Origin of the sequence: Virgibacillus oceani, assembly GCF_014638995.1 — a bacterium.
Lineage (GTDB): Bacteria > Bacillota > Bacilli > Bacillales > Amphibacillaceae > Virgibacillus_E > Virgibacillus_E oceani.
Genome location: NZ_BMFR01000009.1, coordinates 22,971 through 48,798 on the forward strand (window position 1 = coordinate 22,971; position 25,828 = coordinate 48,798).

At 35.8% G+C, this 25,828-nt stretch carries 23 protein-coding genes and 5 pseudogenes; 10 read left to right on the forward strand and 18 right to left on the reverse strand.

Annotation, left to right across the window (positions count from 1 at the left end; all coding sequences use genetic code 11):
- Positions 1-16: 16 nt before the first annotated feature.
- Positions 17-1,258 carry an ISL3 family transposase gene (locus IEV74_RS11600; RefSeq protein ID WP_373284341.1) on the forward strand — a complete coding sequence of 414 codons (1,242 nt, stop codon included), beginning with the start codon at positions 17-19 and terminating at the stop codon, positions 1,256-1,258.
- Between the two features lie 120 nt (positions 1,259-1,378).
- Here IEV74_RS11600 and IEV74_RS20080 read toward each other — a convergent pair whose 3' ends face one another.
- Positions 1,379-1,540: a hypothetical protein gene (locus IEV74_RS20080; protein ID WP_506016885.1), complete on the reverse strand. Its 162-nt coding sequence runs from the start codon at positions 1,538-1,540 to the stop codon at positions 1,379-1,381.
- A gap of 499 nt (positions 1,541-2,039) precedes the next feature.
- On the opposite strand from IEV74_RS20080, the gene IEV74_RS11605 reads away from it, so the two are divergent.
- The 6 genes and pseudogenes from IEV74_RS11605 to IEV74_RS19720 all read left to right on the forward strand — a co-directional run bounded on the left by IEV74_RS11605 (position 2,040) and on the right by IEV74_RS19720 (position 5,328).
- Positions 2,040-2,246 (forward strand): DUF1657 domain-containing protein, encoded by a 207-nt coding sequence (locus IEV74_RS11605; RefSeq protein ID WP_099158263.1) that lies wholly within the window; start codon positions 2,040-2,042, stop codon positions 2,244-2,246.
- Between the two features lie 460 nt (positions 2,247-2,706).
- Positions 2,707-3,185: pseudogene (gene spoVAC, locus IEV74_RS11610) on the forward strand (stage V sporulation protein AC).
- A gap of 23 nt (positions 3,186-3,208) precedes the next feature.
- A pseudogene (locus IEV74_RS11615) lies at positions 3,209-4,146 on the forward strand (beta-ketoacyl-[acyl-carrier-protein] synthase family protein).
- A 53-nt stretch (positions 4,147-4,199) separates the two neighbouring features.
- Positions 4,200-4,493: a stage V sporulation protein AE gene (spoVAE, locus tag IEV74_RS11620; RefSeq protein WP_229683149.1), complete on the forward strand. Its 294-nt coding sequence runs from the start codon at positions 4,200-4,202 to the stop codon at positions 4,491-4,493.
- A 266-nt stretch (positions 4,494-4,759) separates the two neighbouring features.
- Positions 4,760-5,083: a DUF421 domain-containing protein gene (locus tag IEV74_RS19715; protein WP_229683150.1), complete on the forward strand. Its 324-nt coding sequence runs from the start codon at positions 4,760-4,762 to the stop codon at positions 5,081-5,083.
- Positions 5,068-5,328 carry a DUF421 domain-containing protein gene (locus IEV74_RS19720; protein ID WP_229683151.1) on the forward strand — a complete coding sequence of 87 codons (261 nt, stop codon included), beginning with the start codon at positions 5,068-5,070 and terminating at the stop codon, positions 5,326-5,328. The genes IEV74_RS19715 and IEV74_RS19720 overlap by 16 nt, the downstream gene beginning before the upstream one ends.
- Positions 5,329-6,061: 733 nt before the next feature.
- Here IEV74_RS19720 and IEV74_RS11630 read toward each other — a convergent pair.
- The 10 genes and pseudogenes from IEV74_RS11630 to IEV74_RS11670 all read right to left on the reverse strand — a co-directional run bounded on the left by IEV74_RS11630 (position 6,062) and on the right by IEV74_RS11670 (position 14,589).
- Positions 6,062-6,697, reverse strand: a complete 636-nt coding sequence (locus IEV74_RS11630; protein ID WP_188455549.1) for a peptide-methionine (S)-S-oxide reductase — start codon at positions 6,695-6,697, stop codon at positions 6,062-6,064.
- A 234-nt stretch (positions 6,698-6,931) separates the two neighbouring features.
- Positions 6,932-7,402: a YkgB family protein gene (locus IEV74_RS11635; RefSeq protein ID WP_229683152.1), complete on the reverse strand. Its 471-nt coding sequence runs from the start codon at positions 7,400-7,402 to the stop codon at positions 6,932-6,934.
- 190 nt (positions 7,403-7,592) lie between these two features.
- Positions 7,593-8,036: a carboxymuconolactone decarboxylase family protein gene (locus IEV74_RS11640; protein WP_188455551.1), complete on the reverse strand. Its 444-nt coding sequence runs from the start codon at positions 8,034-8,036 to the stop codon at positions 7,593-7,595.
- Between the two features lie 529 nt (positions 8,037-8,565).
- On the reverse strand, positions 8,566-8,961 hold the full coding sequence (locus IEV74_RS19725; RefSeq protein ID WP_229683161.1) for a hypothetical protein: 396 nt from the start codon (positions 8,959-8,961) through the stop codon (positions 8,566-8,568).
- A gap of 48 nt (positions 8,962-9,009) precedes the next feature.
- A pseudogene (locus IEV74_RS19935) lies at positions 9,010-9,216 on the reverse strand (thioredoxin domain-containing protein); the annotation flags it as partial.
- Positions 9,217-9,231: 15 nt separating this feature from the next.
- A complete protein-coding gene (locus tag IEV74_RS20010) occupies positions 9,232-9,345 on the reverse strand; it encodes a TlpA family protein disulfide reductase (RefSeq protein ID WP_099158258.1) in 114 nt (37 codons plus the stop codon).
- A gap of 1,019 nt (positions 9,346-10,364) precedes the next feature.
- Positions 10,365-10,583: pseudogene (locus IEV74_RS11655) on the reverse strand (peptide-methionine (R)-S-oxide reductase); the annotation flags it as partial.
- 282 nt (positions 10,584-10,865) lie between these two features.
- Positions 10,866-11,972: a GerAB/ArcD/ProY family transporter gene (locus IEV74_RS11660; RefSeq protein ID WP_188455552.1), complete on the reverse strand. Its 1,107-nt coding sequence runs from the start codon at positions 11,970-11,972 to the stop codon at positions 10,866-10,868.
- An 18-nt stretch (positions 11,973-11,990) separates the two neighbouring features.
- Complete coding sequence (locus tag IEV74_RS11665; protein WP_188455553.1) at positions 11,991-13,088, reverse strand: Ger(x)C family spore germination protein; 1,098 nt, start codon at positions 13,086-13,088, stop codon at positions 11,991-11,993.
- Positions 13,081-14,589, reverse strand: a complete 1,509-nt coding sequence (locus tag IEV74_RS11670) for a spore germination protein (RefSeq protein WP_188455633.1) — start codon at positions 14,587-14,589, stop codon at positions 13,081-13,083. The genes IEV74_RS11665 and IEV74_RS11670 overlap by 8 nt, the downstream gene beginning before the upstream one ends.
- Positions 14,590-14,911: 322 nt before the next feature.
- Here IEV74_RS11670 and IEV74_RS19735 point away from each other — a divergent pair.
- A pseudogene (locus IEV74_RS19735) lies at positions 14,912-15,062 on the forward strand (3-ketoacyl-ACP reductase); the annotation flags it as partial.
- 124 nt (positions 15,063-15,186) lie between these two features.
- Here IEV74_RS19735 and msrA read toward each other — a convergent pair.
- The 6 genes from msrA to IEV74_RS11700 form a co-directional block, all read right to left on the reverse strand.
- Positions 15,187-16,137 (reverse strand): peptide-methionine (S)-S-oxide reductase MsrA, encoded by a 951-nt coding sequence (msrA, locus tag IEV74_RS11675; RefSeq protein WP_188455554.1) that lies wholly within the window; start codon positions 16,135-16,137, stop codon positions 15,187-15,189.
- Positions 16,138-16,430: 293 nt separating this feature from the next.
- Complete coding sequence (locus IEV74_RS11680; protein WP_188455555.1) at positions 16,431-16,850, reverse strand: VOC family protein; 420 nt, start codon at positions 16,848-16,850, stop codon at positions 16,431-16,433.
- Positions 16,851-17,275: 425 nt separating this feature from the next.
- Positions 17,276-17,905: a TetR/AcrR family transcriptional regulator gene (locus IEV74_RS11685; protein ID WP_188455634.1), complete on the reverse strand. Its 630-nt coding sequence runs from the start codon at positions 17,903-17,905 to the stop codon at positions 17,276-17,278.
- Between the two features lie 448 nt (positions 17,906-18,353).
- Positions 18,354-19,340 carry a FecCD family ABC transporter permease gene (locus tag IEV74_RS11690; RefSeq protein WP_188455556.1) on the reverse strand — a complete coding sequence of 329 codons (987 nt, stop codon included), beginning with the start codon at positions 19,338-19,340 and terminating at the stop codon, positions 18,354-18,356.
- On the reverse strand, positions 19,337-20,344 hold the full coding sequence (locus tag IEV74_RS11695; protein WP_308418994.1) for a FecCD family ABC transporter permease: 1,008 nt from the start codon (positions 20,342-20,344) through the stop codon (positions 19,337-19,339). Before IEV74_RS11695 ends, IEV74_RS11690 begins: the two co-directional genes overlap by 4 nt.
- 113 nt (positions 20,345-20,457) lie before the next feature.
- Entirely contained in the window at positions 20,458-21,414 is a 957-nt protein-coding gene (locus IEV74_RS11700) for an ABC transporter substrate-binding protein (protein WP_188455557.1), read from the reverse strand.
- A gap of 649 nt (positions 21,415-22,063) precedes the next feature.
- On the opposite strand from IEV74_RS11700, the gene IEV74_RS11705 reads away from it, so the two are divergent.
- Entirely contained in the window at positions 22,064-22,324 is a 261-nt protein-coding gene (locus tag IEV74_RS11705) for a redoxin domain-containing protein (RefSeq protein WP_188455636.1), read from the forward strand.
- A 734-nt stretch (positions 22,325-23,058) separates the two neighbouring features.
- Here IEV74_RS11705 and IEV74_RS11710 read toward each other — a convergent pair.
- Positions 23,059-23,688, reverse strand: a complete 630-nt coding sequence (locus IEV74_RS11710) for a TetR/AcrR family transcriptional regulator (RefSeq protein ID WP_188455558.1) — start codon at positions 23,686-23,688, stop codon at positions 23,059-23,061.
- Positions 23,689-25,236: 1,548 nt separating this feature from the next.
- Here IEV74_RS11710 and IEV74_RS11720 point away from each other — a divergent pair.
- The gene (locus tag IEV74_RS11720; RefSeq protein ID WP_188455560.1) at positions 25,237-25,743 is read left to right on the forward strand and encodes a peroxiredoxin family protein; all 507 of its coding nucleotides are present in this window, start codon (positions 25,237-25,239) and stop codon (positions 25,741-25,743) included.
- Positions 25,744-25,828: the final 85 nt, after the last annotated feature.

A 25,828-nucleotide genomic window follows, 5' to 3' on the forward strand; every position in this document is an offset into this window, starting at 1 on the left:
AACTTTGTTTTAAATTATCAATCTTTTTTATAAATTATCAGACTTTATTTTAAGTCAACAAAATACTCCACCACCTTCACATTGTCCTAAATGCGGCACATTTCCTAATCTTTACAAGCATGGTAAGAAAGATCAACTATTCTTTGATCTGCCTATGCACGGAAAACGTGTAGGCTTAATTACTAAACGACAACGGTACAGATGTCTGGAATGCAAAGAAACCTTCTTTGAAGATCTTCCTGATATGGATGTCAGTCGTTCTGTTACTAACAGGCTTATAGATTGGATTCAACAAGCAAGTCTTGAAAAGACCTTTACCAGTATTGCAGAAGAAATCGGGGTTGATGAAAAGACCGTCCGAAATATCTTTAATGACTATGTGGGAGAGCTTGAATCCCAAACAGACCTTAGAATTCCCAAATGGCTTGGTATTGATGAAGTCCATTTGCTTAAGAACTATCGTTGTGTCATTACAGACGTTGAAAACAAGTCTGTAATTGATATTTTACGAAAACGTAATAAAGATACTGTTATCAGTTACCTTTCAAAACTCCAAGATATTGATAAAATTGAACTTGTAGCAATGGATATGTGGAATCCTTATAAAAGTGCTGTTAATACAGTGATACCACATGTCAAAATCGTAATCGACAAGTTTCATGTTGTTAAATTAGCCAATGAAGCGTTAGAAAAAATCCGAAAAGCTAACCGTCAAAATGTGTCAGCCAAAGAACGCAGACAACTTATGAGAGATCGCTATGCGCTTCTTACTAGACGAAAGGATCTAAACGATTTCGATGATCAAATTAGGTTGCAAGTATGGACTGATAAATTCCCGTTACTTAGTCAAGCATACGAACTTAAGGAGCAGTTCTTTGACATTTATGAAGCTGAATCACTGAAGGAAGCCTATAAACTGTATCAAAACTGGCTTTCAAATGTTCCTAAAAAATTAATTACCTATTTTGAGGATCTGATTAAGGCAATGAACAACTGGGAAGAAGAGATATTCAATTATTTCAATTCACCCATTACAAACGCCTATACAGAGTCCCTAAATCGCTTAATTAAGACAATGAATCATATTGGCCGTGGATACTCTTTTGAAGCTCTCAGAGCAAAGATTTTATTCACACAAGGCTATCGTAAAGTTAAAAAGAAAAAGAAATTCAAAGAAGTTGAAGTTACTTTCGGAAAAATGTTACCTGATCAATTCCCAGATTGGTCACAAACTGGCTATGAATGGATGTATGAATAAATCTATGGTGCTGATTTTTCCACACTGACTAAGGCAATGGAGGAGGGTTCTTTTTAGCCCTCTTTCCACACTATTTTCCGAATACCCTAATTATATAACGTCCATTCTAAATGGGGTGCTTTATTTTCGAATCATTTGGTCTGACCATGTATATTTCCTCATATTCTGATCTCGGTTCAGGTGATAACTTGCAAGTTGATGATAAAATTGTTGAAATAAGCTTTTGTGTTTTTTCTCATCGTATGTATTTTCTTGATAAATTACATTAAAAGAATTCGTGATTTTGTTCTAGCTAAGCTTGGCTACGTGTGTGAGAGCTTATTTTCTTTACTATTAAAAAAATGTTGAAACCAAGATGATATAAAAAAGCTTGTAGAGAAAAAACACTTAGTTTCACTACAAGCTGAGAACAGAACAGCACTTATACAAAAAAAGTGCTGTTTTGTTCTATTCAAAAGTTAAGCTTTCTACGTGATCAATTACCATTTCCCTTCCATTAATACAAAACCTTGCTCCACAATCAAAACATACGTCCCCCCTGTTAGTTAGGTATTTTAGCAGCGTCGACCCCTATTTTTATTTTCTTCATATTTATTGCATCTCCAAAAACCCCTTACTATATGTGACGAAACAAGTCAGTTAAATGTTTAAAATTATTTGTCAGACATTTTTCTTATTATATACAATTTAAACATATATAGGGAAAAAACAAAGAGTATATTTATATAAACAAAATACAATTATAACTAATGAAAGATAGGTTAAAAAAGGAGGAAAATTCATGACGGTTGCTTCACAAGTTAAACAAACTATTGCTGGACTAAAAAGCGCTCAAGCAAGCTTCGAACAATTTGCCCTTCAAACACAAAATAAACAAGCAAAACAACTATACCAAGATGCTGCAACGCAAACACAAGCAATATTACAAAATGTAGAACCGAGAGTTACGCAAATAGAACAAGAAGAACCACAATACAAACAACAATAAAGGATTTTGCGAGGTTGGATGAGTTACAACCTCGCTCCTACATATCCATACAGAAGGTGATCAACATTTACGTTAAACGACTTATTATATATTTTGGACTGATGTTTTTTTATTTGGTTGTAGTCCTGAAAGTGAATCTAACGTAGCCAAAAATGACGTTCAAGACGTTGAATACACCAAAATTGCTAATAATAAATTTGTCGACCAACAAAAGGTAAATAAGGCAAAAAACTCTTAGTAAACATGATGAAATAACGTCTATCAACGCGTCATTTCGGATAAAGATTTAGTTGTAGCTATTAAAGTTCATCATAATAAACGATTTCAACTAACGGATATACGTAAAAAATATGCAAAAGAACTAAAGAAAAAATACCCAAACATAAAAAATAAAAAAGAAATCGAAACACATTATTAACTTAATGAAGGAACAAACATAACGAAAAGAGTGGATTTGAAAATGGCAGATAAGAAAAAGAAGAATTTACCACCATCATCTCAAGAGTATCAAGCTTTCCAGCAACAAAGAGAAGTCAAACGGCCAATACTAAAAAATTGTATAAAACATTTCTTGTAGGTGGATTTATTTGATTTCTCGGCCAACTAATATCAACTACTTACATTTATTTTTTTGATTTTACGGAACAAACTGCCGGAAATCCTACTTCAGCTACACTTATTTTTATTACAATGCTTTTAACTGGATTCGGAATTTATAATCGAATTCGACAATTTGCTGGCGGTGGTTCCGCGGTATCAGTTACAGGATTTCGTAATGCTGTAATCTCCGCTGCAATTGAACATCGAACAGAAGGATTTGTCCTTGGAGTTGGAGGAAACATTTTCAAATTAGCTGGATCTGTAATCGTATTTGGTGTCTTCTCTGCATTTATCGTTGCCTTAATAAAAACAATTTTAATTCAATGGGGTGGATTGTAATGCTAACTGGACATTGAACCTGGATTTTTAAAAATAAACCAACTATCCTTTCAACTGCCACTGTAGGTGGTCCTTTTGAAGCTAATGGGAATATTCCTAATGACTTTGATCTACTTTCATGACGATATCTGGTTAAAGCAAGCATCGTTTGAAAAAGCACAACCACAACAAACAATGATGGAGGAAGCTTGTCAGTTCGCAGTTAAAAATAGTCCGATTTTTTTATGCCAAAACAATGGGTCTTCCCTAATTTGGATTTTTTAGTGCTTGTGCGACATCGATGGAGAGTTTAGCATTATCAGCATTTCTTATTAATGGCGAAGGTGCTAATTATATACTAAGCGGAAGTGCTAGCCATAATATGCAGTCGAAAAGCAATTTCGTCAACCCACAGAATACGGTGGTCAAAAGCCACCAACAGCCCAATGGACCGTAACTGGTGCTGGCCTAGCTCTAATCACAAGAGAAGACAATGGTCCTAATATAATTTCAGCAACAATAGGTAAGGTTGTAGATATGGGAATGTCAGATCCATTTATCATCGGTGGGGTGATGGCTCCAGCTGTTTGCTGATACAATTGCGGCCCATTTAAAAGAGAGAGACGTAGATGCCTCCTATTAAGACCCCATTATTACTGGAGATCTTGGTCATATCGGAAGAGATGTTTCATTAGACCTAATGAATAAAGAGGGTTTACAGATTTCTGAACAACAGTAAGTTGATTGTGGTCTAAAAATTTATCGCGAAGGGCAGCCTGTTCTTGCCGGTGCAAGTGGTTCAACATGCTCAGCTGTTGTCACCTATGGGCATTTTTAAAATTTAATGAAGCAAGGTGAGATTAACCGCATTCTTGTAGTAGCAACAGGTGCACTACATTCAACTTTAAGTGTGCAACAAAAAGATCCAATACCTTGTATTGCACATGCAGTTTCTATCGAATCAGGAAGTGATCTATCATGATATTTTTTTGGGCATTCGTTGTCGGAGGGATTATCTGTGTTATTGGATAAATCATGTTTGATGTATTCAAACTGACTCCAGGTCACACGTTAAGTATTCTAGTTGTGGTTGGAGTGATTTTGGACGGATTAGGACTATATGAACCTCTAATCGATTTTGCCGGAGCCGGAGCTACCGTCCCGATAACCAGTTTTGGCAACTCTCTTGTTCATGGAGCAATGGCCGAGGTTGAAAAACACGGTCTTGTTGGTGTCATAACCGGTATGTTCGAGGTAACCAGTTCAAGTATTTCCGCAGCAATTATTTTCGGTATGCTTGGAGCCCTTATATTTAAGCCAAAAGGATAATTGATTCCCCCCTCGAAAAGAAGTGTAGAAATGACTGTTGGATCGCAGGTTGAAGCATGTTTTTTTCTTTAAAAAGTTCTGTTGCAACATTTGGTATTTTAGCAAGTAAAACACAAAATGACCAAGCAAGAGATGCATTTATCGATGTATAGGAAATTATTTCAGAAGTAAAGGATGATTTACAAAAACAAGTAATTCGACTTGGCCAGGAAGAACCGCAGTATAAAAGTTGAGTGAACTGATGTTTGAAAGGATATGTGAAGACGATGCCAGAATGGTTAAATATATTGTTACGTTCCATAGGCTCATTAATTGTGCTTTTTTTCTTAACAAAATGGCTTGAAAAAAAACAATTATCAGAAATGAATGTTTTCGAATACATTACATGTTTTGTTATTGGTAGTATTGTTGCATTTGTTGCAACAGAATTAGATGGTAGTGTGTTTCACGGATTAATAGCAGCGGGAGTCTGGTTTGTTATTCCATTTGCATTCGAACTACTATCTTTAAAAAGCAAAACATCTCGTAATATCACACAAGGAAAAGTTCGATACTTATTCAAGACGGTAAAATTATGGAGGACAATTTAAAAATAGAACGTTACTCGACAGACGATTTACTTGAAAAATTACGAGATAAGAATATTTTTCGTACTGCAGATGTTGAATTTGCGATCCTTGAGCCCTCAGGATCATTAAATGTACTTCCTAAAAAAGAGAATCAACCGTTAACTCCCAAAATAATCGGTATGACACTTGCTCTGGAAAAAGAACCGCAAACTGTTATCATGGACGGAAAAGTTTTGATTGAGCCCCTAGAACCATTAAAACCGTAATATTTTTTGAGTGTGGCACTTGAAAGGTACCTCATATAGATAACATTCCTCATACCTACGAGGCAGACATGTCCTGATTTATCTGTCGTAATATAAGTTGTCCCTCTAATTCCGAAACCTATTAATTACTCTCATACTGAAATACCCCAAAATTATAGTTGGGGTGATTTATATGTACGTTTCTCCTATACTGCTTCATAAATCGAATGAAATCTTTTCCAGATTCAGACCTTTTATGTGAATTAAAACTTGATTGAATAAGACTATCCCCATCAAAATTCGATGGAAAGGTTAAATTATATACACGCCACAAAAACGATCTAACATCCAAGTGAATCTAGGTCAATATCTTGGACACAAAAAAGTTAATTTCCTAACTGAATAATTTATTATAATTAGAAGGCTAGACAAGGAGCCTCTGTGAGCATAGATTTCTATGCAAGGAAGCCAGCTCTCCATCGTTTTATGATGCCACCTGCGCGCATTTGTTCAAGCTCTTGTGGAAAGATGCCTATTTAAATATATGCTTAGATTTAGAATCCTTCAATGGTAAAGCAAACTGGATCATACCAGTACCGTCTACGTTTATGATTGAAGAAACAGGTGAAATTCGCTTTAGGTATGTCAGTCCTAACTTCATGTCTCGTTTGGAGCCTTATGACGTTTTAAGTGCTTTAAGAAACCTATAAGTTAAAGCAGCCCTAATAACAGGGCTTCTTTTCATTCTTTTCTATTAATCTAACCCACACATATCCTCTGAGTGCTCTTTCAAATTCTCACTCACTTCCCGGATAACCGAACAAAGTGAATCGTAGGCTGAATCCGGATACTCTTGCATCAGTTCTTCTAGTGAACCACAACCCTTTGAAAGACCATTTAGCCTATCAGCTAAGGTTGATTCAACTAGTGACTCCTTTTCAACATGTAGATCCTGCCACTTCTCATAGACCGGTTTCCACCTCTGAAGGTAATACTTTTGATCATGAAGGCCTGCTTCGTAAAATGAATGTAGGGGCTCCACAGAGGTATAGCTGTTCCCATTGATATGTTTAATCTCTTCTAATTTTTGAAGCATTTCACTCTTCTGCTCTTCGTTTTCAAACAACAATAAAGATCGATACTTCATGGAACGAGGTGCTCTTGTTGTATTATGTTGCTTAAAAAATTGATTTACGATTTGCTCTAAGCTTAAAAACTCTGTGTTAAACTGGACTTGTAAAACCTCCGTGTAGTCCAGTGTGTTTTTTGAGGTCGGTTGACCTTCTTTTCCACCTGTGTACCCGACTCTCGTTCTAAGAATCCCTGAATGGTATCCAAAACGCGCCTCTGGCCCCCAAAAGCAACCCATTCCAAATGTTACGGTTTCCAATCTCATCACCTCAAAAAAAATATAAATCATGGCACATCGATTACAAGATGCCTGATTTATATTATCCTTAATTTATATATTATAGCTTCATATTCGTCATATAAATTGATTTTTTTTTAGAATACACGATGTACCTTTAATAAATTGAAACAAAACATAAACATTCGGAACCATCAAATGATCTGTTTATTTTCCTACATCCGGTTAGCGCATCTCCCGTGTTTCATGAAACGTTCAACGTCTAGCCGCCTTCAGTGACTCGCCCAAGGCAAACACTGAAGCGCCCAGAAAGACTAGATCCTTCAACAGAAATTGACCCGGCGCCACAGAAAGGGCGGGGAAACCGAGGCTCGGCTCAAAAACACCCGGTGTTGAGACCATGAAACTCAGTGTCGTCAGAAATAGAATGCAGGAAAGAAACGCTCCAACAGCTGACAGCTTTGCAGACACAAAGCGGCTGAGAATGAGTAGGCCGACTAATAATTCTAATATGCCCAATAGAGAAGAAAACGTATGAATTGAAAAATAGTTATAAAGCCATCCAAGTACTGGGCTGTTGCTTACAAGTGGGGCAATCCCATTTGCTTCGTAGACCGTGAATTTCATCGCGCCAATCCAAATATAAACGATGGCCAGTGCAATAAACAAAAACTTTGTTCCGATGGTCTCAATTTTTTGACCGAAAGCTTCGAATAACTTAAACATGATTGTTTCCTCCTCCGCCATTAGCGATAGTTAAGTTTGGTATTTATCGAACGGCTAAAAAGTCTTTCTCCATTTTTCCCTTCGGACCAATGGATTTCCCGTTACTTCCATTAAAGCGACCGATTGCTGAAAATAAAAATAATATTAAATGCATCCGAAACAAATACTAAAAGAGGTTCGCTGATAGTAATTATTTTTCAGTTGGTGTATGCCCCATTGCAATAGCAATCCTATTCCAAGTGTTAATTTGAGTAATTATTAGAACAAGGTCAACATACTGTTTTTCGTCATAGTGTTTACGTACTCGTTGGTAAAGCTGATCTGGAACACGTTTTGTAGGGATTAACGTTACGTGCTCGGTCAACTCTAAAGCTACTTTTTCTGCCTCTGTATAGAATTCACACTCTTCCCAAGCACTAATACAATATACTCTTTGTTCTGTTTCACCCATTTTCAGGGCAGCTGTATTGTGCATATACAAACAAAGTGCACAGCCATTAATTTGAGAAGCACGAAGTCTAATGAGTTCACGAAGTTTACGGTCTATATCTGTAGTTTGCGTATGCTTATCCATTTTTCCAATGATGTCAAGTGGGTCTGGGGCTACATTGTAATAATCAATTCGTTGTGCCAATTTTATTTCCTCCTTAAAAAGTTTATTCAAATCAGTTCATAAATTATTGATTTGAATAGTTACTTGTACGATACCTAGATTCGAAATACTTATTCCCGTTTTGTATTAATTTAAGAATGAAAAATTACTACAGATTCATTGCAACAATAAATTAATACCTCTCCATGTCGACCATCGTCCAAGAATGATTTGATTCCATCGAGTATTTTTGACGGTTTTTCTGCGCTTACTCGGAGATTCTCAAACTCTCCATACAGGAAACACATTTACCAAGTGGATTCGACAATGTAAAATTCGGAGCTTATTGCCCTTCTTAAAACCAAATTCTATATCGATCTGCTATTGTTCCTTAAGATGTCCAAAAGTACATTGGTACATCCAAGGTACGTTGGTGAGAAACATTTCCTTCTCCTAAATGAATTCCCCTTTTATTAACTTCGTTTCACCTCATGATGTTTGTATTGTTCATTCCATTTTAATAAATCAATCTTAACAATATTTTTTTGGAGAATATCAATGTTTTTGGTAACTATTTATTTTCATTTTTAATAGTTGTACCTGGAAGTACACAACCTTCGGGACCACAAGCTAATCCATCTTTTAAAAGGGCTTCTTGTGCCTTTTCTTTTTTTAATTGTTCCTGTTGCCATTCAATATCAATAATGGGTGAAAATTTTTCTGGATGTCGTATATACCATCGTTGTTTTCGAATAAGAAAATTATCTGTATCAAGAAAGAGAGCCTCGTCTAGTTCTTTTAATGCTTCTTCTTTTTTTCCGTTATTCGCATATTCCATCCCTAACTTAAACTTCGTTTCAGAAAGTTGCTTTTCTATGTTATTAACATTATTGGAGGGATTATAGTATTCATCATCTAAAATAACTTTTTCTATTGTTCCGTGTATTAGTTTTTCAACTGCGTCCAAATGCATTGGATTTGAAACATGGAATCCTTGTTTAATTAAACGAATTGTACCGTTTTTATCGACGAAAATTCCATTCGGTACTATTTTAAATCCAAAATAATTCGCTAATGAATTGTCCGCATCAATTACTGAGGTGAATGCCTTATCTGCTGCATATGGTTTTACAACTTCTACACCTTGAATATCAACGGAAACAGATAGAATTTCAAAGTTTTGATGCTTATATCTATTATAAAAATCCTGCCAACCTGGCAGTTGATCCCTGCACCGTCACCAGGAAGCCCACATAAAAATTAATATGTTTTTTCCTTTAAAATCGTTGATTGACACAGTCTTCCCTTGTAAATCCTTAAATGAAAAATTCTTCATTTTAGTTAATATCATCATTTCCCTCCTAAAATTAGTCTTACTTACTCAAAAACGTTTACATTTTATACCAGTTTATTAATGAATTGAAATAAAGGGATAGTAGCATCAAAATTTGAAGGATGGAATAATAAACCATTCACAACCGCTTTAACTCGTAAAGTTTGAAATTCCATGCGTACGCCCATTTTATGCTACATAATGTCGTAAAAACTTAAACCTAATCCGATTGAATTATATTGCTCTTTACCTAAAAAAATGTGTATCCACTAAGAAATATAATAAGCGATTTCTAGTTTAAATCATCGTTAGTTTTTAAACGCAAGCATTCTTTTAAATTTTTGATAATCATTAATCTCATTCGCCGAGGCAGGACGGACTGTCGGAGATTGGGTGGCCAGTTGGTCACGTGCCTCGCCCACTGGATCCGTTGCTTCAGTAGGTGTGCCCTAGGCTGATGGAATTAAATCGACACCACTTAGGTACATATTCGGATAACCTCGCTTTCGTATGCAGGTTGATGGCAACTTTACTCGAACCGTATGGCTCATGGTTTACACTCCGTAATCGATAGCCATCGCTGATAAATTAACAATTGTCCTTTTCTTTATTTGTTTTTGGAGTAGTTACTCCATTTTATAAAACAAATATTAACGGATATTTTTTGGATTGTCAATTATAAAACAGGATTTTTCCTAAGAAATGTTAAATCACTTGTATTTCATTAGCCACCATCAATATCTGCCTGTTTAATATTTTCTATAATAAATTTCCCCAGGGGAAAAGGTTTATATAACAGGACCCTTTTTAAGTTCATTATATAGGGTTACAGGTTTACCTGCCGCACTTGATAGTGTGATAATTGGATCTGTTTGCCCTGAAGATAATCAGTAGGAGTAAGTTTCTCTAAATCCCCTGCAGCCTCCTAAATACGTCTTGTATTTCCTTAGGGCGATTCTTTACAAATTGACTTATTTTCGATTCTATTTGTTCATGTAATGTCATAAAGTTTGCCTCCATAAATTCACTTACTTTTCATCTGCCGACGTGCTTCTTACTTCTATCCGTCTCATTCCATGGGACATATCTAGTTTTTCAAGTACCTCTTGATGCTTGATTGGCTTCGTGAAGCTCGGCCATCCACAGCCAGAATCAAATTTATCAAGAGAGCTAAATAATGGTTTGCCAGAGAGAATCTCAACATAAATCCCTTCATCTTTATGACCCCAGAATTCATTTTGAAAGGATGGTTCCGCTTTCTCGTGTGATACGTTACTGAATAGGAATAAGCTTCTTGGGTTCTATGTCAAACAGTAAGATTATTTTCTTCTTCAAGTAGATTGAGCTTTAATAAAATTTGTTTCCTTTAAAATGTTGAATACTGGGTTTCTTGAATCCTTTCGTCAGACTTGTCAGTATCAACAAGTGCTTCAATAGTATGGGTTTGGAAGTATTGCTTTACGGTTGCATCTCCCATTAAGCCTTTTGGATCTAAAACCCCATCAATTTAAATAGTTGACTTGTTATCCAAAATAAACTCAATGTTTATATCTTTTCCTCTTAAATAAAATATTATAAATGTTAAGCCATATAAATAAGACTGGAATATAACAAAATAAAAATATGGAGCCGGCTAGAGATACAACTCTATTCAACGTTTCAACTTCTATTTGACTTTTAAAATTAATAACTACTAAATAAATAATACTACTGGAAATCCATAATGAATATTTTGCTTTAAGATTTATTGTTTTTCTTAAAATCCGTGTTCCACTCCACAGGGCGACACAGCAGGGAGGCAAAATCACGAATAGCCATGTAAAAATATAGACGAATTCAAATCTTTCAATAAAGGGAAGATAGATGATTTTTGAAAAATTAAGAGTCGGCCATGTGATATGTTCTAACTGTCCCAGACTAAAAAAAACAAGTGAAGTGACAGTAAGGATAAAATATATAAATGTAGTATAGAATTGAGAAATATGCGCCCATTTTTTAGAATTTACGTTATCTTTAATGAAAGGGAAATAAATCAATAAAAAACCCACGCCCAGATACATATAGATTATATTTTTGCTTGAATTGAAATAGTCGTTCCAACTGTGGTTCAAATATGGTTTTAAATTATCCCATTGAGCATATGGAAACAGGTAATAAAGGGTAAATAATAAAAGACTGGGTATAACTACACCCCAAAAGCATATCCCTGTGACAACTCGGAATCCCCCGAAGACTATATATGTCGTTGCTAATAAAACAATTAATGATAGCTCCCAAATCTCAATATAAGGGAAAGCCCAAACGTGTAAAGTTTCTACGTAGGAACGAATGACAGATGAGGTAATTAAAATCATATAAACATAAAGAAAGATATTTAAGATACTTCCGAACCAATTCCCAAATAATTGTTGATGTAAGGAAAAAATATCTCCTTTGGTTGAACGTTTTAATAGAAAGTAGATCATCCATATAATTAGATGAAAACTGAATCCAACCAACAAAACTGAAATCCATGCATCTTGTTCTGCATTTTTTATTATTTCATTTTGAAAGCTCAACATCCCCACACCGGTTTGGGATCCATGGATCAGAAAAAAAATAAAAAAAGGGGAAACCGTTAAACTTTCTTTTACCTGTTTATCCATTGCAAATCTCCTATATTTTTACTGTTTAATTCCTGATTTAGACAGTACGACATTAATATCGACATTGAATGTAATAGTTGGGTAGATTGTTTCGTAAAATTGTTCTTCATTCCATTCTTCACTATGAGCTCTTATGAAATCTCCAACCCCCAAAGGATCAACATTGTGTTCCTGGAACTTTAACAAAAGGTGTTTCAAATCTTCCTTTAACCTTTTTTCTAACTGCCTATCTAATAATAAATTATTTTCCTTCTTCCTCATATCCAACCATTTTGGATAATCTCTAACCATTCCATTTAAGGTTATGTTGTACGATATCCTTGGCAACGTATTAGGGTTTGATACGGATTCAATAATTTTCCCGGAAAGAATGGTAAGTACAGCTAAATCTTCAAATTGATCTTTACGTACGTTAACTGCCACTTGACCACCTATGGATTTATCTTGTAAAATATTATAAAGAACCATCTCTTTTTCATTTAAAATGAGACCCAACTTTTCTCTTTTAAACACCGCATATTCGTTTATCTCAACCTTCCCTTTTTGATTTAGCTTCAGATAAGGAACAGCGATGTCTCTTCCTTTTCCATAATAATTAAATAAGAAAATATGAAGGTTCGAAATAGGTATATTTTTCGAAATGAAATTTTGTTCAATTAGTGCCGGAAGATAGCCCTTTCCTTCTTCTTTTATTTTGTTAAGTATTTCTTTTGGTGGAATTTCTGAAACAGCTACAATTAGATTAGTTCCGACCAAAGGGTCTCTACAAATCGTTTTGACAATGTCGGACATATCCTCTTTAGCTATATCTTCACTAACGATGAGTAGCATTAATTTCCCGATATGTATAGGTTTTTCCGATTGGCTGTTTATATCGTCGAGAACTAACTCTACGGTTGAGGCCTCCCCTTGCAATGTGTGAACTTTCCCTTGCTTTTGTTCCGTATAGTCAGTATATAGAGCTGTTCCAATATACTTGTCATCCTCTTTGCTAAACCCAAGAATCGTCACAATTTGTAATTGATCGATGATATTTATGCGCTTACAACCGGACAATATAAGAAATGTAATAGTAAACATGAAACCAATCTTGATAATATTTCGTTGATTATTCATTATTAATATCCTCCCTGTCTCTCTTTGGTGTATACCTTCTTATCTTGAGTGGTCTTAAAAATTTACTTCGAGCCGTTGTATAATCGAATGATGACCGAATAAAACTGTCTCGAAAGTTCTTTCTTCTAAATGGAAATAGCGGCACTAAATACGGTGTACCAAAAGATTTTAACCTTAACAGATGTCCAAAAAGAAAAACCATTCCTATTGCAATCCCTAATCCTCCCCAAAGTGCTGCAGTTACTATAAAGGGAAAGCGTAGTACTCGAATGGCATTTGACATTGTATAGTTAGGCGTTGTAAAGGACGCCAACGCCGATAAAGCAACAATGATAAGCAATATATTACTGGTAAGAGCAGCCTCTACGGTTGCCTGTCCGATAACTATCCCACCTACAATACCTAAAGTTTGTCCAACTTTTGTTGGTAAACGTGCACCGGCTTCTCGTAATAATTCAATCGTCAGTTCCATAAAAATAACTTCCAATACTGGTGGAAACGGGACATTGGCTCGAGAGTTAATAAGTGGCCCAAGTAAAACTTCTGGTATAACTTCATAATGAAACGTTAGTATGGCTACATACAATGGAGTGGCGAAAATCGAAAAAATAACACTAAAGTAACGAATAACCCGAAAGAAAGACCCAATTATCCAGGGAAAATAATAATCTTCAGGAGTAATGAAAAAATTCATCAATGTGGCTGGTCCAGTAATTACGTAAGGTGATCCATTAGATAAGACGGCAATCTGTCCTTGCACTAGAGAAAATACCGCTTTATCAATTCGTTCAGTCGATAGGAAAGTCGGAAAGATCGTATTTGAATTATCGGAAAGGATTTGGTCAATATGTGAGTTATCAAACACAACATCAAGATCTATATCCTTTAATCTTTGTCGAACGGTTTGAATGTTTTGAGGGTTAGTTATTCCGTCCAAATATGCGATGGCCACCTTTGTTTTTGACATAGATCCAATAATAACCTCTTCAATAACTAAATCAGAAATGGAAATTTTGTTTCTTAATAAATGAATGTTGACATCCATGTTTTCAATAAAGCCGACCTTTGGACCGACAACAGTAAATTCATTTTCCGTGTCATTGTTTTTTCGGATACCAAGACCATTGTTTTCAATGTTTACTGCAAGAAATTGTGTATATAATTCGTTTAGTTGAATCATTGCATAGCCCTGCATAAGCTTATTTTGTACATCAGAGCCATCTTTTACGATATGTAAGTCATCAAAAGGTATATAATTTTTTATATCATCAAGATTGGTGGTTTTCCCTATGTGCTTTTGAATTGACGGCAGAAGAAGCCGATTTACCTTTTCAACATCGACCATAGACTTATAATAACTAATTAATAGACGGTCAGAATCATCAAAAGGAGAATATTGGTGAAAATCACTGGATTTTTTAGCTTGCTCAAAAACTACCTTAATTGGCTTAGATTTATTTGTTAATTTCTTTTTATTATGTTTATTAAAAAAGAGAACCATATTTTTCACCTTAAGTTTTATCGTTATTTGCTCTGAGTTATTCTGTACTATACTGGTATATTTTATTCTTTTAATAATGATTAATTCTCGCCACAAAAGCAATTGACGACAGAAAATCAGATTGTACAGTTAATAACAATACGACCAGATCGAAAATACTCTGGAGATCCTATTCAAAGGATACCCTGATAAGAAACGGGTTGTGGCAGTATAGAAGTATCTTCTATTGTGACTAGATCACGTATTAAAAGTTTCGCAATTAAACTACTGTCATTTGTATTGTTAAAGTGTAGTTGATACAATGTAGTGGTCTGGTGATTAAGAAAAGATGTATCAACTTGTGGGGCAACTTACTACTTAGGAGAATTTCGACACCAGATGAAATTGCAAAGGCTGTTCTTTTTCAATTGACTCAAAAATCTTTCACAGGCCAAGTTTTTACAATTGATAATGGCCAACACTTTGAAGTTTAAATTTCCTCATAATATTAAACACCCTCCTAAGGGTATACCAAATAAGAGGGTGCTTAGAATGTTTTACAATCAACTATATTTTCACAAGTGATGTTAGCTTGACCAAGATATCCTTCTAGAATTTTCAAGTGAATAGATGTGTGTATTCCCCATAGCCCTCTTCCTCTAATTTATCTTTTGGAATAAACTTTAAAGCAGCGGAATTTATACAATACCTTAATCCACCATGTTCTTTGGGACCATCTTCGAAAACATGTCCTAAATGAGAGTCTGATTTAGTACTTCTAACCTCTGTACGTCTCATTCCGTAAGATGTGTCAACTTTTTCTTTAATTTCACTTTTCTTAATGGGTCTGGTAAAACTTGGCCAACCACAACCTGAGTCATACTTATCTAAAGAACTATACAATGGTTCACCAGAAATTGTATCTACATAAATTCCATCCTCCTTATTATCCCAAAATTCATTATTAAAAGCGGGCTCTGTGGCATTTTTTTGAGTAACGTTATATTGAAGAGGGGTTAGTTTATTGATCACTTCTCCATATCCGTCCCTCCAATTTTCTTTAATAAATGAATTTCTGCCAGACCCCTCTTTGTAAAGGTTATAATGAAAGGGGTTTTTCTTATGATATTTTTGATGTTTCTCTTCAGCTGGATAAAATTCTGTAGCAGGTTTTATTTCAGTAACGATTGGTTTCTTAAATTTATTACTGTTTTCTAATTCCTTTTTGGACATTTCCGCCAGTGCTTTTTGACTTTCAGTGTGATAGAATATGGCTGTTTTATAAGAGCTTCCTCTGTCGTTAAACTGTCCATCCGGATCAGTTGGATCTATTTGTTGCCAGTACAATTGCAATAATTTTTGATATGGAAACTTTTCTGGATCGTATGTTATCTGTACTGCCTCATAATGTCCGGTTTGATTTGAACATACTTCTTCGTATGTTGGATTCTCTTTATGACCTCCCGTATATCCCGATATAACATCTATTATGCCCGGTAACTCTTCGAAAGGTGAAACCATGCACCAAAAACATCCACCAGCAAATGTAGCCTTTTCAGTATTATTCATTTTTAATTACCTCCTACAAATTATAGATTTTCAACATAATTAGTATGATATTTTTTTGTAATATGTTATTTAAGTTTTCCACCATTATGTTTATCTGACATCCTAAAACTGGAGGAAAGCTCAGATGAAGGTTATTAATTTCTTCGATCTTAATTTTCCCTCTCAATATAACTATTATTCCATACAATTTTTAACTGTTATTTAGTCCACAAAACCATTGCCTATTTATATAAATAGCAACTAACCTACAAATAACAGGCTCTTTTTTAATTTGATGGTATTTTCAAGTAACATTAGTTTTGATCCGGATAATCACAATACTCAATAATCGTACCATTCGTGTCAGCTGGATTTAAGTATATTAATCTTCTTCCGTGATTGTTTATCCTTAAAGTATCCTCCAATGTTCGAACACCTTTATTTTCTAGTTCTTTTAACGCTTCATCGAGATCATTGACATTGTATGCAATATGATGGACACCTTTTCCTTTCTGATTAATAAATCGTGCAATCGGGGAGGTGGTATTGTTTGTTGGAGCAAGCAATTCAATTCGATTTCCGCCTACTTCCATAATTGCGATTTCACTTTCTACCCCTTTTGCCTCGCTTCTGTATCGATCTAAAAGTGTACCTTTCAATACGTTTTCATAAAATAATATACTTACATCTAAACGACGTACTGCAATTCCAATATGATCAAGTTTATAATCCATGTGAACCTCCTTAAGCTCAGTATAAAACATTTTAAATGGGGACAAACCCCCAATTGAAGGGCCTAATATATTTTTTCTGTGATGCTCTTCTTCTTTTAACTAAAATAATCATTCTAGGTTGGAACGTATTCTTATTCCTTTAAAGGTTCTTTAAATAAAGTAATTATCGCATCAAAGTTTTGACAAAAGTAAGTGTCGGATAGGTTGATAAGGTATTTCCATACAGATGTTACGTTTGTTCAACTTCTGTTTAAAAATATTCGAAATGAATCATCGAAAGCTTTCTAACAAATGAATGTATTAGATTCTTGAATAAGTCCCTTCAGCTATTCAGAATTTGAATAAATCAATTATGGAAATGCATAAAGTAATTAATAAAGTAAATTTAATAGTGACCAACCCTTATAAACTTGATGCGAATACTTTTATATTTTTTTGAATGAGTTTATGTGTTCAATCATTGTATCTAATGCAATGATAATTGGTTTTGGATCTCGCCGTACTTGAGTTAGCAAAAGGCCTCCTTGAAGTGCCGCAAGTAGTGCAAGTGCTAGTTTATCAGGATCAGCATTTGAATTTAATTCACCTCGATTAAGCATGTAACGTAAACCTTTACGTATACTGTCTTCCCACTCAAAAAAACTAGACATAATTTCCTGATGTACTTCTGCATTTGTTTCAACTAATTCACTTGCAAGTGATCCTAAAGGACATCCTCCTTCGCAATTTCGTTTTATTTGAATATCTACAATAAAATCCCTCCACGCATATAGAGCTTCGAATGAGTCAAGATCACTAAGGTACCGTCTATGGTTTTCAATTATTTTTGAAGTTTGGTATGAAATAACCTCCAGTATCAATTCTTTTTTTTCTTTAAAATAATGATACATCTGTGATGAACTTATTTTTGCTTTATGTTGAACGTCTTCAATTGTAGTTCTAGCTACGCCCTGTTCATACATCAATTCTGCGGCAGCTACAATAATTCGAGAGCGGGTTTCTTGCCCCTTTTTTGTAAGTTTTGGTTTTTTAGTTATATTTAATGGATTATTCATATCCATATTATAACTTAAAAACTTTTGACATTGGTACTATATAAATGGGTTTGTTGAAATGGAAATTTTATTTAATGACCTTGTAAATGTATGACTGTCACATGTAATTAAATTCAAATAAATTGAGATTGCCTAGAATATAAACTATTATTACGTTCGAATTTCGGAGTATACATTCCAAAAAAACGATATTATTCTTTACATGTCATTAGAGAAGATAAATCTGGTTTAGAGATAACCATTAAAGTTATTATTGAGATTGGACTCATAATGAAAGCACACGAAGTACCTCCTCCTAATAACACTGGAAGAGACTGGCCATTACACGGTTATGAAACAATTTTTTGAAAACAAAGAACGCATGCTCAGTCACCTGTTTGAGCTGGATAACGAAAAGGACGGATAAGATAAATAAAGGCTTGGAAATGACTCCAAGCATTTTGTGCAATTATTTCGCTTTCAACTTCCGAAGTAAAAATAAGAAATACGGTGCACCAAGAACAGCTGTAAATATCCCAGCCGGTATTTCTGCAGGTGGTGCTAATCCCCGACCTAATCCATCAGCAAGCAATAGTAGCAGCATTCCCATTACAGCAGCGGTTGGTAATAACAATTGATGTCTATTTCCAACAAGCTGCCTTGCAATATGTGGAGCGATCAAACCAAGGAACCCTAAAGATCCGACAACTGCAACAGATGCTCCAGCAAGTGCGACCGCGATTGCTAACAAAATACCGCGAGTACGCTCAGTCGGTTCACCAAGTCCTTCGGCAACGTCATCACCTAAATTAAGAATGTCCAATCTTTTTGCTAGCAAAATGCTCACTGGAACTAATAGGAGAATCCACGGGGCCAATAATAAAACATCGTTCCAGCTCTTGCCCCAAATACTACCAGTAAGCCAAACGAGTGCAGCGTTGACCTCTATCGGAAATTTAACCATTAAAAATTGAATTCCGGCTTGACAGATTGCCCCTAAGGCAATGCCGACTAATGCTAATGTCGATGGATTAACGCCTTTTTTATATGCAAAAAGATACAAAATAACAGTAATAATTGCTGCCCCTGCTAATGCAGCAATTGGCAACATGATAACGGGTGCTTGTGGGAAAAGCAAGACGACAATCGCTGCCGCAAGCCCAGCCCCCTTCGTAATCCCAATTACGTCGGGTGAAGCTAACGGATTACGAATAATCCCTTGTATAATAGCACCAGAAACACCTAGGCCAGCACCAACGAGGATTGCCATAACAATTCGCGGCAAGCGGTAATTCATAATAATAAACCCAGCTCCACCATCAACTTCTCCAAACATTGACTGAATAACATCAATAGGGTTAATGAATACCGATCCAACACCAACTGCTACTATTGCGATAACTAGAGTGAGTATAATAAGAAGTACCAATTTAATTTTCGGAGATAGACGTCTCATGACCTTTTACCCCCTTTTCGTGCTAAATATAAGAAATAGGGAGCACCAATCAATGCGGTCACAATCCCGACTGGTGATTCAGACGGAAATGCAATAAACCTTGATAGCACATCAGCGCTAACTAAAAGTAAAGAACCAAGTAATCCAGAAAACGGGATGATTACTCGATAGTCAATCCCAACTAATTTTCGGGCGATATGTGGAATGATTAATCCAACAAATCCAATTGGACCAGCAACTGCTACCGATGCACCAGCAAGTAACACGACAAGTAAGCTAAGTAACAAGCGGATTACGACAACATTCTGTCCGAGTCCCTTTGCCATGTCATCACCAAGTCCAAGAATTGTTAGCTGACGTGCTGATATTACTGCAATCACAATTCCAGCCGTTGCCCACGGCCATATAACCTGTACATCACCCCAGCTTGCACCGTCAACCGCGCCGGCAAGCCAAAATAATACACTTTCTGTTGAGTCCTCATGAAACAGTATTAGACCCTCGATAATGGCAGATAAAAATAAATGCACTGTAATCCCAGCGAGTGCTAGTTTTATCGGCGATGTCCCACCACCAGCAGACGCCATATAATAAACGGTCGATCCACCTAAAACAGCACCTAAAAACGCAAAGTATACTAATGCGCTCGGTGAAATGCTTGGTAGAATGATGGTCCCCACTACAACCACTAATGAAGCCCCAGCGTTAACACCAAAGATTTGTGGAGAGGCAAGCGGATTTAATGTAATTGCCTGCATAATCGCTCCAGCAATAGCAAGACTAGCACCAATGATGATAGCGATCAATGTACGCGGCAACCGTAAATCTTGGATGATTAAGTAATCTTTGATAGTTTGGTCAGAAAAAAATGATTGAAAAATAGTCCCAAAGTCAATTGACGCAGCCCCAACGCGCAGACTGGCCAAAATGCTTAAGAATAGTAAAAGCATTGTTACAATAAATAGGATTACTTTTTTTCTCATCGTTGTACTTTTTGTCTCCATGCTTAAATTCCCCTCTTGCCTGAATACAGGTAACCCATTCTACTAATTTTATTTAAACTAGTGCATAATTTCAAAAAAAGGGAGAAAGAGCGAGATAAAGTCTCGCCCTATTTTTACTTACCGTATAATTGTTGTACAGCTTCCTCTAAAATTGCCTCTGACGAAATTAATCCACGAAATCTGGACCATGTATCACGGTCAACCGTATAGACACTGTCATTTTTCACAGCACTTACGTTTTCCCATAGTGGGTTTTGTGCCCACTCGTCAATAACAGTCTTTTCGCCTGCCTGCATTAAAAATAAAACATCTGGATTAAACTCGACAACTTGCTCTAGATTAATTTTATTATAGCGGTCACTGCCATCTTGTATCGCGTTTTTTAAACCAATTGATTCAAGCAATGAGCCTGTATAGGAATCCATGTTATGTGCAAAGAACCCATCTGGCGTTACAACACCAGGGAGAACAACCCGAACTTCATCCGCTGGAACCTCTGACTTGATTTCCTCAATACGTTTCTTATGTGCCTCTAATACTTCTTGACCTTTCTCTTCTTCTCCAACGGCAATTGAAATTTTTTGGAAATCGTCAAGAATTTGTTCATAATCAGCTGCTAACGAATTCAAAACAATTGTAGGTGCAATGTCAGAAAGTTGCTCATATACGTCCTTATGACGCTGCAAATCCGCAATAATTAAGTCCGGTTGAAGGGAACTTATAATCTCCATACTAGGTTGTTTTCTTGTACCAACAGACGTATATTCACCGATTTTATCTTGAATTGGCGCGATAATTCGACTTTCGTCATCATCATCAGCTATTCCAATTGGTGAAATACCTAACGCTGCTAAAGCATCAACATAGGAAAACTCTAACGCAACAATTTTCTTAGGATTTGCGGGTACTTTCGTTTCGCCCATTTCGTGGGCAATAGTAACTGTATCCCCACTTGCAGACCCCTTCTCTTTGTTGACTGATTCATCATCGCCACCGACCGTACCACAGCCAACAAGCCCAACCATTATAAATACCACTATTAATAAAAATGAATACCACTTTTTCTTCATTATTCAAACCTCCAAGGTGTATTGATGAAAACGCGTGCATAATATTATGCTAATAATGATAATCATTATCAATCAAAATGTCTATAGATTTTTTAAATAAATTTATAATAATTCATGAAATGTTCTTCTTCTTTGTTGTCACCGCCTATTTCTAGTAATGATTTAAGGAGGGTAAAGTACATTGATGCAGAAAATAGAATTGGATAAAAGTCGTACATTAATTGAAACAGATAAGCACAAGAAAAGACGATATTCTTTGTTATTCCTTTATTTTTTAAATGTTTAAGCACTTTCAATTCTTTAAATTTTGATTTTAATTCATTTGGTAATTGCTTGTTGTTTCCTCCCTTACCTATTTATTTTTCATTACGGCGTAAACGAATCCTTTTAAGGATACTAATCCACCTTGACTTGATTCTAACTTGAAATCTGCTGCTTTATGACCAACCGCTAAGCCCTATGGCACAAACTAAAACATCCCTTCCCACGGGATCTCATAAATCCCCCCTTTTCTTCCCTTTTTCACTTTTTTACAAAGAATACGTAAAAAAACGACATCAAATCCTCATCGCTTGTAAAACAACGCGATATATCAATCCGTCAGGCGACCGATACACATACAAAAAACGGGAAACACCATTAGCGGTTTATAGGAAATCCTCTATATCTGATTTTTTTACGTGGTACTTGGTGTCCGATCTATAGAAAGCAATTAGAAATGCTCAAAGACAATTATGATGAATTTTTAAGTAAAGGAATACAGCCTATTGGAATTGCTGGACAAAAAATAGAGGGAATTAAACAGTACACGGAAGCCAACGATATTAAAATTCCTATCTTATCTGATGAAACACGGAAAGTAATTAAACAATACGAGGTTTTTTTATTAAATGGGATTCATTTCGCATAGCTATACCAGTTTCCTACCTAAATAGATGACCAGCACACTATTCGTTATTCTTATGTGGGAAACCATCAAAACGACCGTCCTTCTGCTGGGAGATAATGAGTATCGTTGAACAATTGCCAGTCTATGTGTCTGCCCTTAAAGAGACATTTGGTGATAAAAAAAATTACCCCAAACGTTACTAAACTGAGTTAGATCAAATGAAACACAAGTAGGAATACAACAAAAAATCCATTCTATCAGGGAGAAAGAAGAGTCGATTAGATCAGAGATGGATGAGATTTATAGATATGATTAAGATCTGCAATTCCACTACCAATTATGATTTGTTCAGGAGTATAGTGAACGCCTCCCGCATTAAATAAGTAATTTGCTAGTGCTGCGCGAAGTTTAAATCCTCTCTGAAGATCACCATATTTTCCAATATCCGTTGAACAATTTTCGAGGCTACTTTCAACATCTTATTTCAGGTTCGAATAGGGAAACAATGTGGGTCAACAGTAGAAGGATCAAAATCACTTTCGTTCCATTTTAAATACCTTAAAACAATCTTTAACTTTTCTTCAGTTTTAATTTGTCCATAAAAAATACCCCGTAGAAGTTGTTTGGTGTCAACATTTACGGGGCAGAACAGTTGCGAATTAGAGTGCTTTTTCCATGATATTTTCTGCTTTGCCCTTCTAATAAATTAGAATGCTATCTTGCGCAAATGAAAAAAGTTTTATCATTCTGCCATATCAAATGATGAATGAGCTGATATGTGCTAGCATACTGTCCAATCCTACTTCAAGGGGTAGTGTTTCTTTGCGAACCTGCGTAAGAAGAAGTCCTCCTTGAAGTGTGGTCAGCAACGCAAGAGCGAGTTCGTCTGGATTGGCATTGGTGCTCAGTTCGCCACGCTCCTGCATCGTGCGTAGCCCTATTCGAATAAAATTCTCCCACTGCATAAAACCGACTTCGAGCTCGGAACGCGCATCTGGCTCTATGTCTGACAACTCACTGGCAAGCGAGCCGATTGGACACCCACCCCGGCATTGCCTCTCATTTTGAAGTTGAACAATTGCATCGCGCCAAGTTTTTAGGGCTTCTATACTGTCAAGTTGGATTACCGAAGACTCTTGGGTGCTTAGCACTTTCTCAGTCTGATAAATAATTACGGCTTTAACCAGCTCTCGTTTCTCCTTGAAATAATGGTATAGCTGGGACGAGCTAACTTGAGCCTCTTTTTGCACATCCCCTACGCTTGTACCTGAAACACCTTTCTCAAACATCAATTTGGCTGCAGCAGAAACGATTCGAGAGCGAGTCTCTTCACCCTTTTTCGTCAGCCGATGTTTTGGTATCCTAAGTTCATTTAGTTTTTCCATATTATAAGTATAACAAAAAAATAGGTTTTACATCCAAAAAAAAATTTATTGAATGGTATTGAAAACAATGAATGGGATACTCTTAAAAAGGGAATAGCCGAGAAATTATTAATCGGTTCTTTAAGTGATTTTAAGATGAAAATTCCTAACAGGGGATCATGTAATCGACGCACGGACTTCTTTTTAAATTAATTTGTGTGAGGTAATTTTGGATGAGTCTCAATGGTGAAAGTCCCGAACTGCGAGGACAGAAGTATAAGTAAACGTAATGCGAGAGAATCCAAATGACGCTGGATCTATAGAAAGTAAGTGGCAAACTCTGATTATGAGGAACGAAGATTAGGTATTATTGGATTTCGCTAGCCAAAATAAAATCCTATATGTCGAAGGTGATACAATTAATTGAAATCCTTTTTTTATTAGGGATTTCAAGAGTAGTAAAGAAGAAAATATACACCCATAAATATAGAGGCTGACCCAAAAGCTCGTTAAATAATGACTGTTTTGGGTCAGTTTTTTATTTTCACTTTATTTTTGGTTTTTTTATATTTTTAATAACTGGAAATGATATTCCACTTTACAAGTTCAACGTCATTTCCTTTGTCTATACTTTTATCCCCTTCTTCAGTAGATAAAAAAGTTCTTGTGAGCCACATTGTAAATCGTGGAGTACAAGACTACAGATATCCGAAATTCAGGAAGGTAGAATTTGTGCAGAGGTATCTTCGTGATGCGAGTAGCGCATGAACTTGGTGAACCGGGAGTTTACACTTAGCCACGATAGATTATCTTCTTCATAAATTGGAGTTGACACTCCAAAAAAACATTGTTATGATCGGTCTATTAAAATGGAGTTAACACTCCAAAAAACATAAAGGGGTGAAACGATGTTATGAAAAGGGTAATTGATTTAAGAATGGGAAACGTTTGCTACCAACGTACCTAAGGATGTACAAATGCAAATTTTGGGACATATTAAGGTAGGGGAAGAAGCTCCGAATTTTACATTGACGAAGCCGCTTTGTTTAAAAGTGTCTCTGTATAAAGAGCTTGAGAATGGTCCGGTTGTCTTGACCTTCTACCGAGGCAGTTGGTTGTCCATTCTGCAATTGAAAGCACCGGACTTATCAACAATTTTTACCACTGTTTCAGAGGCTTGGTGCTCAATTGATTGCTACCACTCCTCAAAGTCCTGATAATTCTGTGTTCCAGTAGGAGAGGGAGGAAATAACCTTTCGGGTACTGTGCGATTCGAATGGTAGTGTTGTCGGAAACTACAAAATTCTGTTTGAACTGCCACTTATCTTTAGGATACCTTTAAAAATAATCTAGGGTTTGCTATCAAAGAGTTCAACAAAACAGATCGCTGGATCTGTCCGCAGGGCATATATATACCTTTGCTTAGGATCGAATGGAACCGGAGGAAATCATTTATCAATTGAAGAAGCTTTGAAAAAATGCATTATAGGGATTCGCCCATAGTAGTTTAATTAATATCTTTATACTAAAAATAACTTAATTTCAAATATTACTTTAGGAGGTCTATTTGTGAATAGATTTAATCTAGGAGATAAAGTTCCTAACTTTGAACTCCCCTCTACGTCCGGTTACCAATATGATTTCGAGTCTTTTCGTAATGATAATAAAGGCTGGCATCTAGTCATCTATTTTAGAGGTTCTTGGTGCCCTGTATGTGTCGAAGATCTTAAAGAACTAGAAAAAAACAAAAGTTACTTTGAAAATAAAGAAGTGTATTTTACAGTAGTTTCTACAGACAACCTTGATAATTTGAACCAAATGGTTGAAAAACATAATTTTACATTCCCAGTTCTGTCTGATCAGGATTTAAACGTATTAAAAGCTTATGATGTCTTTTACCATAATGAAAATGATCCCTATGAGGACCACGGTTCTCACGGCGAACCTGCATACTTCCTAACAAATGCGGAGGGCAGTTTGCTTTATCAACAAAAGCAAACAAGCCCATTTGGCAGACCAACGACAACAGAGCTACGAAAAATTGTTCAACATATCAAAAAGAACCTTAAAGCTTAACATTTAGGATTTGCTTAAAAAGGGCATGAATATGTCCCATCAACGACTTATAAAAAGGCAGTATTCATTTTATCCAAATTTGAAA